We start from the raw sequence: 13746 nt of genomic DNA on the forward strand, positions 1-13746 counted from the left end.
GCAGGGTGCGCCTCACTAGTCTCCAGCCATGGATAACTGACTGGAGAGCATTGTGACCCAACCGCGTGTGCAACAAGGGCTTGTGCTGGGTATGAGTACGCTGGCCTTCACAGTGTGTTTTATGGTCTGGATGATGTTTGCCGTGCTCGGCGTGCCGATCAAGGAGCTTCTCCAGCTCAACGAAACCCAATTCGGCCTGCTCGCCGCGACCCCGGTGCTGACCGGCTCGCTGGTGCGTTTGCCGTTGGGCCTGCTGACCGACCGCTTCGGCGGGCGCAGCGTGTTCTTCCTGCTGATGCTGGCCTGCGTGGCGCCACTGTATCTGATCAGCCACGCCACCGCCTACTGGCAGTTCCTGGCGTTGGGTTTGTTCGTTGGCCTCGCCGGCGGCTCGTTTTCAGTGGGGATTGCCTATGTCGCCAAATGGTTCGACAAGGAGAACCAGGGCTTCGCCATGGGCATCTTCGGTGCCGGTAACGCCGGGGCCGCGGTGACCAAGTTTCTGGCTCCGGCGCTGATCGCTGCCGGCAGCTGGCAGTTGGTGCCGAAAGTCTACAGCGCAATCCTGTTCATCACTGCACTGCTGTTCTGGTTCTTGAGCGCAGAAAACAAAGACCATCGCAGCGCCAATGGCGCCAGCTTGCGTGAACAACTAAGTGCGTTGAAGGACCCTGCAGTGTGGCGTTACTGCCAGTACTACTCGATCGTTTTCGGCGGCTATGTCGGCCTGGCGCTGTGGATGACCAAATACTACGTGCAGGAATACGGCTTCAACCTGCAAAGCGCGGCCCTGTTGGCGGCCTGCTTTTCCCTGCCCGGCGGCGTACTGCGTGCCGTCGGCGGCTGGATGTCGGATCGCTGGGGGCCTCAAAGCGTCACCTGGTGGGTGTTGTGGGTCAGCTGGATCTGCTTGTTCCTGCTCTCGTATCCCCAGACTCAATTGCAGGTGCAGACCATCAACGGCCCGCTGAACGTTCATATCGGCTTGAGCCCCACGCTATTCACCGCACTGCTGTTCGTCATGGGTATCGCCTTCGCGTTCGGCAAGGCGTCGGTTTTCAAATATATCGCCAATGACTACCCGGAAAACATGGGGGCGGTGTCCGGCATTGTCGGCCTTGCTGGCGGCTTGGGTGGTTTCGTGTTGCCGATTCTGTTCGGCGCACTGGTGGACCTGACCGGCGTGCGCTCCTCCTGCTTCATGTTGATGTATGGCGTGGTCTGGGTCTCCCTCACCTGGATGTATTTCAGCGAAATCCGCAAACGCCCGTGGCTCGGTAAGCAGCCGCCAGCGACCCCATCCCCGTTTTCCAGTATTGCCCAAGGAGAAGAACATGTCCGTTCTGCAAAAGCCTGATTCAGGCCCGGTCATTCACGACTGGCGCCCGGAAGACCCAGCGTTCTGGGGGCGTACCGGCAAACAGACCGCCACACGTAACCTGTGGATCTCGATTCCCGCGCTGTTGTTGGCCTTTGCGGTGTGGATGGTCTGGAGCACGGTGATTGTGCGTTTGAACGCCATTGGCTTCACCTTCAGCACCGATCAGCTGTTTTGGCTGGCGGCATTGCCTGGGCTCTCTGGCGCAACCTTGCGGGTCTTCTACTCCTTTATGGTGCCGATCTTCGGCGGCCGCCGCTGGACCGCCCTGAGTACTGCGTCGCTGTTGCTGCCATCGATCTGGATGGGCTTCGCCGTGCAGGACCCGAGCACCTCCTACAGCGTGTTTGTCCTGATTGCCTTGCTCTGCGGTTTCGGCGGCGGCAACTTTGCCTCGAGCATGTCCAACATCAGCTTCTTCTATCCCAAGTCCCAGCAGGGTACGGCCCTGGGCCTCAACGCCGGGCTGGGTAACCTGGGTGTCTCGGTGATGCAGTTCTGTGTGCCGCTGGTGATTACCTTTGGTGTGTTCGGCTTCATGGGCGGATCACCGCAAGTACTGCCAGACGGCAGCCAGTTGTGGCTGCAGAACGCAGGGTTTATCTGGGTACCGTTCATTGTCGCGGTGACGGTGATTGCCTGGTTCGGCATGAATGACTTGTCCAGCGCCAGAGCCTCGTTCAGCGAGCAGGCAGTGATCTTCAAGCGCAAGCACAACTGGCTGATGTGCTGGTTGTACCTGGCAACCTTCGGTTCGTTCATCGGCTTTTCCGCAGCCTTTCCGCTGCTGATCAAAACCTCCTTCCCTGATGTCATCGCCTTGAAATTCGCCTTCCTCGGCCCTTTGGTGGGTGCCTTAGTGCGCCCATTGGGCGGCTGGTTGGCGGACAAGCTCGGCGGCGCGAAAGTGACCTTGTGGAACTTCGTCCTGATGATCGTCATGGTGTTCGGTGTGCTGCACTTTCTGCCGCAGCACGGTACGGGCGGCAACTTCTACGGCTTCCTCGGCATGTTCATGCTGCTGTTCATCACCACGGGCGTGGGCAACGGCTCCACCTTCCGGATGATCCCGGTGATCTTCCGCACCCTTCATGAAAAGTTCTCCGCCGGGCAAGCGCCTGCCATCCGCGAACAAGCGATGAAAAATGCCGGCAAGGAGTCGGCTGCAGTGCTCGGCTTCAGTTCCGCGATGGGCGCCTTCGGTGCGTTCTTCATTCCCAAATCTTTCGGCACTTCGATGGCGCAGACCGGCGGCCCGGAGATGGCCTTCTACATGTTCGTCGGCTTTTACCTGAGTTGCATTGTGGTGACCTGGTGGTGGTACGCCCGCAAGGGCGCCGCGACGCCCTGCTGACACGACCCGAATCCAACCATTGCGTGGGCGGGGCACAGACCCCGCGGCAAGCCTGAGAGGAATACACCTTGAGTCATTTACTGGATCAACTGCGGTTTTTCAATCGCAAGCAAAACGAGTTTTCCGACGGTCATGGAGAGACCCGCAAGGAGTCCCGCGACTGGGAGAACGTCTACCGTTCGCGGTGGCAGTACGACAAGATCGTGCGCTCCACCCATGGGGTGAACTGCACGGGATCCTGTTCCTGGAAAATTTACGTCAAAAACGGTCTGATCACGTGGGAAACCCAACAGACGGACTACCCGCGTACCCGCAACGATCTGCCCAACCATGAGCCCCGTGGCTGCCCGCGTGGTGCCAGCTATAGCTGGTATATCTACAGCGCCAACCGGCTCAAGTACCCGAAAATTCGCAAGCCGTTGCTCAAACTCTGGCGCGATGCGCGGCAGACAATGGCACCGGTCGAAGCCTGGGCCAGCATCGTCGAGGACAAGGTCAAGGCCGACTCTTATAAAAGCAAACGCGGCATGGGTGGCTTCATTCGTTCCAACTGGGAGGAAGTCAACGAGATCATCGCCGCTGCCAACGTCTATACCATCAAGCAATATGGTCCCGACCGGATCGTCGGTTTCTCGCCGATTCCTGCCATGTCGATGGTCAGCTATGCCGCAGGTTCGCGTTATCTGTCGCTGATCGGCGGCGCGTGCCTGAGCTTCTATGACTGGTACTGCGACTTGCCACCGGCTTCGCCGATGGTCTGGGGCGAGCAGACCGACGTGCCGGAATCGGCCGACTGGTACAACTCCAACTACATCATTGCCTGGGGTTCCAACGTTCCTCAGACCCGTACCCCGGATGCGCACTTTTTCACCGAAGTCCGTTACAAGGGCACCAAAACGGTCGCCATCACTCCAGATTACTCGGAAGTCGCCAAGCTTACCGACCTGTGGCTGAACCCTAAACAAGGCACCGATGCGGCGCTGGCCCAGGCGTTCAACCATGTGATCTTCAAAGAATTCCACCTGGACAAGCCAAGCGCCTATTTCACCGAATACGCCAAGCGCTTCACCGATTTGCCAGTGCTGGTACTGCTCAAGCAAATGGTGGACGTGGCACCGGGCGCCGGTTACCAGCCGGACCGCTTCTTGCGCGCCAGTGACCTGACCGACAATCTCGGCCAGGAAAACAACCCAGAATGGAAAACCATCGCCCTGGATGTCAGCGGTGAACTGGTTTCACCCCAGGGCTCCATCGGTTATCGCTGGGGCGAGAAGGGCAAGTGGAACATCCTCGCTCGTGAAGGCGGCGAAGGCCGTGAGATCGATCTGAAGCTGAGTCTGATCGGTGATGACGTCGCCGAAGTGGCGTTCCCGTATTTTGCCGGCGAGTCCCACGAACACTTCCAGCACGTGGCAGGCGATGCCGTGCAATACCGGCGTGTACCGGTGCATAACGTGGTTCTGGCGGACGGCAGCGTGGCGAAAGTCGCCACCGTGTTCGACCTGTCGGCGGCCAATCTGGCGATCGATCGCGGCCTTGGTGGCGCCAACGTTGCCAAGGATTACGACGACGCCAGCGTACCCGGTACCCCGGCCTGGCAGGAGCAGATCACCGGCGTCAGCCGTGAGAAAGCCATCCAGATCGCCCGTGAGTTCGCCGACAACGCCGACAAGACCAAGGGTCGCTCGATGATCATCGTCGGCGCCGCGATGAATCACTGGTACCACATGGACATGAACTACCGTGGGCTGATCAACATGCTCATGCTCTGCGGTTGTGTCGGCCAGACCGGTGGCGGTTGGGCGCACTACGTCGGTCAGGAAAAACTCCGTCCGCAATGCGGTTGGCTGCCACTGGCGTTCGGCCTCGACTGGAATCGTCCTCCACGGCAAATGAACGGCACCAGTTTCTTCTACGCCCATAGTTCGCAATGGCGTCACGAGAAAATGAGCATGCACGACGTGCTCTCGCCGCTGGCCGATAAAAGTCAGTTCCCCGAACATGCCCTGGACTACAACATCCGCGCCGAACGCGCCGGTTGGCTGCCCAGCGCGCCACAACTGAACACCAACCCGCTGCATATTTGTCGTGACGCTGCCGCTGCGGGCATGGACCCCAAGGACTACGTGGTCAAGTCGTTGCAGGACGGTTCCCTGCGGTTCTCCTGCGAACAGCCGGACAGCCCGGTCAACTTCCCGCGCAACATGTTTATCTGGCGTTCCAACCTGCTAGGCTCCTCGGGCAAAGGCCACGAGTACATGCTCAAGTACCTGCTCGGCACCAAAAACGGTGTGATGAACGAAGATATCGGCAAGGTTGGCGACTGCAAGCCGGAAGAGGCGGAATGGGTGGACGAGGGCGCTATCGGCAAACTCGATCTGGTCACCACGCTGGACTTCCGCATGTCCTCGACGTGCGTCTACTCGGACATCGTGTTGCCGACGGCAACCTGGTACGAAAAAGACGACATGAACACCTCGGACATGCACCCGTTCATTCACCCGTTGTCGGCAGCCATCGACCCGGCCTGGGAATCGCGTTCGGACTGGGAGATCTACAAAGGTATCGCCAAGGCGTTCTCCAGCATGTCCGAAGGGCATCTGGGCGTTGAAAAGGATCTGGTCACCATCCCGCTGATGCACGACAGCGTCGGCGAACTGGCCCAGCCATTCGGCGGTACCGACTGGAAAAGTGCCGGCGTGGCCCCAGAGCCAGGCAAGAACGCCCCGAACCTGCATGTGGTGGAGCGTGACTATCCGAACATCTACAAACAGTTCACTTCCCTTGGGCCATTGCTCGAGAAAAACGGCAACGGTGGCAAGGGCATCAACTGGAACACCGATGACGAAGTGAAATTCCTCGGTGAACTCAATCACCACGAAGGCGCAGCCGGTATCAGCCAGGGTCGGCCGAAAATCGACACGGCGATCGATGCTGCTGAAGTGATTCTGTCCCTGGCACCGGAAACCAACGGCCAGGTGGCGGTCAAGGCCTGGGCCGCGCTGTCGGAATTCACTGGCATTGACCACAGCCATCTGGCGCTGTCAAAAGCCCACGAGGCGATTCGTTTCCGCGATATTCAGGCGCAGCCGCGCAAGATCATTTCCAGCCCGACCTGGTCGGGACTCGAAGACGATCACGTCAGCTATAACGCCGGTTACACCAACGTTCACGAAGGGATTCCATGGCGCACCATCACCGGTCGCCAGCAGTTCTATCAGGATCACCCGTGGATGCAGGCGTTCGGTGAGCAGCTGATGAGTTATCGGCCGCCGGTCAACACCCGCACCATCGAAGGGGTGAAAGGCAAGCGCAGCAACGGCGAAACCGAAATCGTCCTGAACTGGATCACTCCGCACCAGAAATGGGGCATCCACAGCACCTACAGCGACAACCTGCTGATGCTCACCCTCAGCCGTGGCGGGCCGATTGTCTGGCTCTCGGAGATCGACGCGAAACGCGCCGGTATCGAAGACAACGACTGGATCGAGTGCTTCAACATCAACGGTGCGCTGACCGCCCGCGCGGTGGTCAGTCAGCGGGTCAAGGAAGGCATGGTGATGATGTACCACGCCCAGGAACGGATCGTGAACGTGCCCGGTTCCGAAACCACCAAGACCCGTGGCGGCCATCACAACTCGGTCACCCGCGTTGTGCTCAAGCCAACCCACATGATCGGTGGCTACGCCCAGCAAGCCTACGGTTTCAACTATTACGGCACGGTCGGTTGCAACCGCGATGAATTCGTCGTGGTGCGCAAGATGGCCAAAGTCGACTGGCTCGATGGTTCGACAGGCGATGACCTGCCGCGTCCCCTGCCGACCGATATCGAGGAGAACTGAGATGAAGATTCGCTCACAAATCGGCATGGTTCTGAACCTGGACAAATGCATCGGTTGCCACACGTGCTCAATCACCTGCAAAAACGTCTGGACCAGTCGTGAAGGCATGGAATACGCCTGGTTCAACAACGTCGAATCGAAACCCGGGATCGGCTACCCGAAAGAATGGGAAAACCAGGACAAGTGGAAGGGCGGCTGGATCCGCAACGCCAACGGCACGATCAACCCGCGCATTGGCGGTAAATTCCGCGTGTTGGCGAATATTTTTGCCAACCCGGATCTGCCGAGCCTTGATGATTACTACGAACCCTTCGACTTCGATTACCAGCATCTGCACACAGCACCGCTGGGCGAACACCAGCCAACGGCACGGCCGCGCTCGCTGATTTCTGGCAAGCGTATGGAAAAAATCGAGTGGGGCCCGAACTGGGAGGAAATCCTCGGTACTGAATTCGCCAAACGGCGCAAAGACAAGAACTTCGACAAGATCCAGGCCGACATCTACGGCGAGTATGAAAATACATTCATGATGTATTTGCCGCGTCTGTGCGAGCACTGCCTCAACCCTACGTGCGCAGCGGCCTGCCCGAGCGGGGCGATCTACAAGCGCGAAGAAGACGGGATTGTCCTGATCGACCAGGAAAAATGCCGTGGCTGGCGGATGTGCATCAGCGGCTGCCCGTACAAGAAGATCTACTTCAACTGGAAAAGCGGTAAATCCGAGAAGTGCATCTTCTGCTACCCGCGTATCGAAGCCGGGATGCCGACGGTCTGTGCCGAAACTTGCGTCGGGCGGATTCGCTACCTCGGCGTGCTGCTGTATGACGCCGACCGCATCAGCGAAGTGGCGAGCACGGCGAATGAGCAGGATCTGTACGAAAAACAACTGGAGATCTTCCTCGACCCGAATGACCCGGCAGTGATTCGCCAGGCCCTGGCCGACGGTGTACCTCAGTCGGTGATCGATTCCGCACAACGTTCGCCGGTCTACAAAATGGCCGTGGACTGGAAACTCGCGCTGCCGCTGCACCCGGAATACCGCACCTTGCCGATGGTCTGGTACGTACCGCCGCTGTCGCCGATCCAGAACGCCGCAACGGCTGGCACCGTGGGCATGAACGGGGTGATCCCGGATGTCGATAGCCTGCGTATTCCCCTGAAGTACCTGGCCAACCTGCTGACGGCGGGCGATGAAAAACCGGTCAAGCGCGCGCTCAAACGCTTGCTGGCAATGCGTGCCTACAAACGTTCCGAACAAGTCGATGGCGTTCAGGACCTGCAAGTGCTGGCGGATGTCGGCTTGAGCGTGGCCCAGGTCGAGGAGATGTATCGCTACCTGGCGATCGCCAACTACGAAGACCGTTTCGTGGTGCCCAGCGCCCACCGTGAAGATGCCATGAGCGATGCTTTTGCCGAGCGCTCGGGCTGCGGCTTCAGTTTCGGCAGCGGCTGCAGTGGCAGTTCCGACACCAATATGTTTGGCGCGAAGAAAGCCAACCGCCGCGACATCCTGAAAACCGTTCAGTTGTGGGAGGAATGAGCATGCGCATTCTCAAAGTGATTTCGCTTCTGCTCGATTATCCGACCGAGACATTGATTGCCGGTCGTGAAGAACTGGAGCAGGCGATTATCCAGGCCCGGGAAATCAGCCCCAAGCAGCGCGGCGCGTTGTTCGAATTGCTTGAGCTGATCTGCGCCAATGACCTGATGGACGGGCAGGAGCACTACGGTGCGCTGTTCGGTCGGGGTCGCTCGCTGTCGTTGCTGCTGTTCGAGCATGTGCACGGCGAATCCCGTGACCGGGGTCAAGCCATGGTCGACATGATGGCGCAATACGAGGAGGCCGGTTTTGCCATCGGCGTCAAAGAGCTGCCGGACTACATCCCGCTGTACCTGGAGTTCCTCTCCACCCGCGAAGACATCGAGGCTCGCGAGGGCCTGGCCGATGTTTCGCATCTGTTGGCCTTGCTGGCGGCGCGTCTGGAAGAGCGTGAGAGTGCTTACGCCAGTTGCTTCCGGTCGCTGCTGCAGATCGCCGGGGCCGAGCCTCATCAGGCGGTGGCCGATCTGCGTGCGCAGGTCGCAGCGGAACCCCGCGACGACTCCCTCGAAGCCCTCGACAAAATCTGGGAAGAAGAGGCCGTGGACTTTCTCCAGGCTGAACAGCAGGACCGTTGTGGCTCCCTGCCGAGTGCGCCGGGCAAGGCCCGTGAGGAAAGCGCAGTACCGCTGCACTGGGTTGATTTTCAGCATGAAGGGTTGGCCGCCGTGCCAGCCGGGGAGATAGGTAATGTCTAAATGGAATCTGTTGTTGTTCGGGGTGTACCCCTATGTCGCCCTGGCGATCTGCCTGTTAGGCAGTTGGGCACGCTTCGATCTCTCGCAGTACACCTGGAAGGCTGGCTCCAGTCAGATGCTCAACAATCGCGGGATGCGCGTGGCGAGCAACTTCTTCCATATAGGTGTGTTGTTTGTATTGGCCGGGCACTTTGTCGGCTTGCTGACGCCAGCGTCGGTTTATCACCATGTGATCAGCACTGAGAACAAGCAGTTGCTGGCGATGGTCTCCGGCGGGGTTTTCGGCCTGTTGTGCCTGATTGGTCTGCTGATGCTGGTCAATCGACGGCTCACCGATCCACGGGTGCGCGCCACTTCCAGCCCTTCAGATATTTTGATTCTGCTGGTGCTGCTGGCGCAGTTGGTACTCGGCCTGCTGACGATCGTGGCGTCCACTTCGCACATGGACGGCTCGGTCATGGTGCTGCTCGCCGATTGGGCGCAGAACACCGTGCTGTTGCGTCCGATGGAAGCGGCGGCGGCCATCGAGCCAGTTGGCTTGATCTACAAGCTGCACGTGTTTCTCGGCTTGACCCTGTTCGTGCTGTTCCCCTTCACTCGTCTTGTACACATGATCAGTGCACCGATCTGGTACCTGGGGCGGCGTTATCAAATCGTTCGGCAGAAAATCTGAGGAGGCAATCATGTCAGGTGGATGTGGATGTGGCGGCGGTAACGGCGGCAGCGGTGGCTGCGGATCTTCAAAGCAAGCGGAGTCCTCGGCGCCCGGCGTCGTGGATATCGCGACAGGCGGGGCGGTGCAGTTTGAGCCCCTCCCGGTTGAATCAGGAGCAACTGAACCGGCGGCTGCCGACGGCGCCCCGGTGCAATTGATCGCCAGCAGCGAACAGGAGTGGCCGATCATCAGCGTCAACGATGTATCGATCACCCCAGAAATGATGGCCCAGGAGCTGCAATATCACCCGGCTGAAAGCCGCGAGGAAGCGGTGTATCTGGCCACCAGGGCGCTGGTGATCCGCGAGTTGTTGCAGCAGCGAATCGCCGAACTCGACCTGTCGTTGCAGATAGGTGCCGGTGAGAACGAAGAGGAAGCGGCCACCCGTTTGTTGCTCGAACGTGAAGTGCAGGTGCCTCAGTGTGATGAGGAAACCAGTCTTCGTTACTACGAAAACAATCGCGGTCGCTTCCACAGCGCACCGCTGTTAGCGGTGCGGCACATTCTGCTCGAATGTGCCCCGGACGATGCCGAGGCCCGAGGTCTGGCGCACGATCAGGCGGAAGTACTGCTACAGCGCCTGGAGGATTTCCCTGGCAGCTTCTCCGAGGTGGCGCTGAAGTATTCGGCCTGTCCGTCGAAGGCTCAAGGTGGCTCCCTGGGGCAGATCAGCAAAGGGCAAACCGTGCCCGAGCTGGAACGCCAGCTGTTCACTCTGGCGCCGGGCCTGGCCAGTAAACCGCTGGAGAGTCGTTACGGCTGGCATGTGATCAGTGTCGATCAACGGATCGAAGGCATGCCGTTGCCCTATGAGGTGGTTTCGACAGCAATTCGCACGCAGCTGCAACAAGGTGTCTGGCAGAAAGCCCTGGTGCAGTACCTGCAAACCCTGATCGGTGCTGCGGATATTCGCGGTATTCACTTGCAGGGCGCCGACTCACCGCTGGTGCAGTAACCCTTTGGCAAACCGGGAGATGTAATGAGCGCTGTCATGCAGGATGGTTTTGGGCGGCAGATCGATTATTTGCGGATGTCGGTGACTGATCGTTGTGATTTTCGCTGTGTGTATTGCATGGCGGAAAATATGACCTTCCTGCCGCGTCAGCAGGTCCTTACGCTCGAAGAGTTGCAGCGTCTGGCGACGCTGTTTGTCGGTCTGGGGGTGCGCAAAATCCGCCTGACCGGCGGCGAGCCGCTGATTCGCCCCGGTATTGTCGGCCTGTGCCGCAACATTGCCGCTTTGCCCGGTCTGCGCGAACTGGTGATGACCAGCAACGGCTCGCAACTGGGCCGTTTGGCCCGGCCGTTGGCGGAGGCTGGGGTCAAGCGGATGAACATCAGCCTTGACAGTCTGGACGGGGAGAAATTTCGCGCCATCACCCGCAACGGTGATCTCGATCAGGTGCTCAACGGCATCGAAGCGGCTCGCGGTGCGGGCTTTGAGCGGATCAAGCTCAATTGCGTGGTCATGAAAGGGCGCAACTTTGATGAAGTCCTTGGGTTGGTGCAGTACGCCATCGAGCAACACATCGATATCAGTTTCATCGAAGAGATGCCCTTGGGTGACGTCGGGCGTTCGCGGGGCGAGACATTCTGTTCCAGCGACGAGGTGCGTGCACTGATCGCGAGTCGTCATCGGTTGCTCGACAGCACCGAAAACAGCGGTGGACCGGCACGTTATGTTCGCCTGGAGCGCCACCCCGATACCCGGATCGGTTTCATTTCACCCAATAGCCACAACTTCTGCGGCAGCTGCAACCGGGTGCGGATGACGGTTGAAGGGCGACTGTTGCTTTGCCTGGGGCAGGACGATGCCCTTGATTTACGCGGTTTGCTGCGCCGCTATCCGCTGGACGACCAACCGGTGATCAACGCAGTGCGCCAGGCCTTGCTTGGCAAGCCATTGCGCCACGATTTCAACCCCGAAGGCGAGGTGCAGATTCTGCGCTTCATGAGCATGAGTGGCGGTTGATCCGGAGTGTTTTCTGGCCGCCGTGGGGCGGCCTTTTTTTTGCTGACGATTCTTGACGTCGATCAATTGCAAATGAGTCCTTTGTCCGTAGTCTTTACTGCATGTTGTGTTTTTAAAAGTTAAAACATCTATATGTAGTGTTTGGAGGCCAAATGCAGAGCACGCTGATCACAGTAGGGTGTAACCGCTTGCACAAACGCGATGGCAGTCAGGTCGCCTTCGATGCAGACAAGATCCGTCAGGCGATCATCGCCACCGGTCGTGCCAGCGATGACTTCGTCGATGCCGCCATGGCCGAGGAGTTGCTCGACGCCGTGCTGGTCAGTCTGGAGGATTTACCGGAGTTGCATGTCGAGCAGATCCAGGATCGGGTCGAACGGGTCTTGATGGATGCCGGTTTCTTTCAGGCCCTGCGTGCCTACATCGTCTATCGGGAGCAGCATGGACGCCTGCGTCGTGATCGCAAGGCGATCGTCGAAGTGGCGGCTTCGATGAACGAGTACCTGTCTCGCGAAGACTGGCGGGTGCAGGCCAACGCCAATCAGGGGTATTCGCTCGGTGGGCTGGTGCTCAATGTCTCCGGCAAGGTCACTGCCAATTACTGGCTGGATGAGGTGTACAGCGAGGCCATCGGTCAGGCCCACCGCGAGGCCGATCTGCATATCCACGATTTGGACATGCTCGCCGGTTATTGTGCCGGTTGGTCTCTGCGCACGTTGCTGCATGAGGGCCTCAATGGTGTGCCGGGTCGTGTCGAAGCAGGACCGCCGCAGCACCTGAGTAGCGCCCTGGGGCAGATGGTGAACTTTCTTGGCACCCTGCAAAACGAATGGGCCGGCGCTCAGGCGTTCAGCTCATTCGATACCTATCTGGCGCCTTATGTGCGCAACGACGAATTAAGCTACAAGGACGTTCGCCAGGCGCTGCAAGAGTTCATCTACAACCTCAATGTGCCCTCGCGCTGGGGGACCCAGACACCGTTCACCAACCTGACGTTCGACTGGGTATGCCCGGAGGATCTGCGTGAACAGATTCCCGTTGTCGGCGGAGTGGAAATGCCTTATGCCTACGGCGATTTGCAGGTTGAGATGGACCTGCTCAACCGTGCCTATATCGAGGTGATGCAGGCCGGGGATGCCAAGGGGCGCGTGTTCACCTTCCCGATCCCGACCTACAACATTACCCATGACTTTCCCTGGGACAGTGAGAATGCTGATCGACTGTTCGAGATGACGGCACGTTATGGGCTGCCGTACTTCCAGAACTTTCTCAACTCGGACTTGCTGCCCAATCAGGTGCGCTCGATGTGTTGTCGCTTGCAGCTGGATGTCCGCGAGTTGCTCAAGCGCGGCGGCGGCTTGTTCGGCTCGGCGGAACAGACTGGCTCACTGGGCGTCGTTACCCTCAACTGCGCGCGTCTGGGCTATGTGTTCAAGGGCGATACCAGCGGCCTGCTGCGCCGCCTGGACACCCTGATGGAACTGGCGATGGAGAGCCTGGAGGTCAAGCGCAAGGTGATCCAGCACCACATGGATGCAGGTTTGTACCCTTACACCAAGCGTTACCTGGGCACCTTGCGCAACCATTTCTCCACCATCGGCCTTAACGGCCTGCATGAAATGCTGCGTAATTTCACCGGAGACGAGCAGGGCATGCACACCGAACAGGGCCGGCAATTTGCCCTGAAATTGCTGGACCATGTGCGCGCCACCTTGCTGCGTTTCCAGGAGGAAACCGGCCACCTCTACAACCTCGAAGCCACCCCGGCCGAGGGCACCACCTACCGTTTCGCCAAGGAAGACCGCAAACGTTATCCCGAGATTCTCCAGGCCGGTAGCGTTGAGGCGCCGTATTACACCAATTCTTCGCAACTGCCGGTGGGCTACACCGACGATCCTTTCGAGGCGCTGGAGCTTCAGGACGAACTGCAATGCAAATACACCGGAGGCACGGTGCTGCATCTGTACATGGCTGAGCGGATTTCCTCGACCGAGGCCTGCAAACAGCTGGTGCGCAAGGCGCTCGGGCGCTTCCGCCTGCCTTACCTGACCGTGACCCCAACGTTCTCCATCTGTCCGGTGCACGGCTACCTCGATGGTGAGCATGAGTTCTGCCCCAAATGCGACGAGGCATTGCTGTTGCGCGAGCAGAAACTCTGCGCCGTTCATTGATTTCGATTCACTCAAC

Annotated in this window: 9 protein-coding genes; all 9 read left to right on the forward strand. The window is 59.1% G+C overall.

The genetic code is table 11. The features are described 5' to 3' along the window. Positions 1–52 precede the first annotated feature (52 nt). On the forward strand, positions 53–1357 hold the full coding sequence (locus AC1MEA_RS18800; RefSeq protein ID WP_449634125.1) for an MFS transporter: 1305 nt from the start codon (positions 53–55) through the stop codon (positions 1355–1357). After that, positions 1335–2732 carry a NarK family nitrate/nitrite MFS transporter gene (locus AC1MEA_RS18805; RefSeq protein WP_219060017.1) on the forward strand — a complete coding sequence of 466 codons (1398 nt, stop codon included), beginning with the start codon at positions 1335–1337 and terminating at the stop codon, positions 2730–2732. The genes AC1MEA_RS18800 and AC1MEA_RS18805 overlap by 23 nt, the downstream gene beginning before the upstream one ends. Before the next feature lie 68 nt (positions 2733–2800). Next, entirely contained in the window at positions 2801–6574 is a 3774-nt protein-coding gene (locus tag AC1MEA_RS18810) for a nitrate reductase subunit alpha (RefSeq protein WP_480417055.1), read from the forward strand. A 1-nt stretch (position 6575) separates the two neighbouring features. Further along, positions 6576–8114 (forward strand): nitrate reductase subunit beta, encoded by a 1539-nt coding sequence (narH, locus tag AC1MEA_RS18815; RefSeq protein ID WP_046047388.1) that lies wholly within the window; start codon positions 6576–6578, stop codon positions 8112–8114. A 2-nt stretch (positions 8115–8116) separates the two neighbouring features. Continuing rightward, a complete protein-coding gene (gene narJ, locus AC1MEA_RS18820) occupies positions 8117–8872 on the forward strand; it encodes a nitrate reductase molybdenum cofactor assembly chaperone (protein ID WP_480417056.1) in 756 nt (251 codons plus the stop codon). After that, positions 8865–9545 (forward strand): respiratory nitrate reductase subunit gamma, encoded by a 681-nt coding sequence (gene narI / locus AC1MEA_RS18825; protein ID WP_219060014.1) that lies wholly within the window; start codon positions 8865–8867, stop codon positions 9543–9545. The genes narJ and narI overlap by 8 nt, the downstream gene beginning before the upstream one ends. 10 nt (positions 9546–9555) lie before the next feature. Next, positions 9556–10542 (forward strand): peptidylprolyl isomerase, encoded by a 987-nt coding sequence (locus tag AC1MEA_RS18830; protein ID WP_219060013.1) that lies wholly within the window; start codon positions 9556–9558, stop codon positions 10540–10542. A 24-nt stretch (positions 10543–10566) separates the two neighbouring features. After that, a complete protein-coding gene (gene moaA / locus AC1MEA_RS18835) occupies positions 10567–11559 on the forward strand; it encodes a GTP 3',8-cyclase MoaA (RefSeq protein ID WP_219060012.1) in 993 nt (330 codons plus the stop codon). Between the two features lie 152 nt (positions 11560–11711). Beyond that, on the forward strand, positions 11712–13730 hold the full coding sequence (locus tag AC1MEA_RS18840; RefSeq protein WP_480417057.1) for a ribonucleoside triphosphate reductase: 2019 nt from the start codon (positions 11712–11714) through the stop codon (positions 13728–13730). Positions 13731–13746 lie beyond the last annotated feature (16 nt).

The organism is Pseudomonas sp. ASL8, from assembly GCF_056680355.1.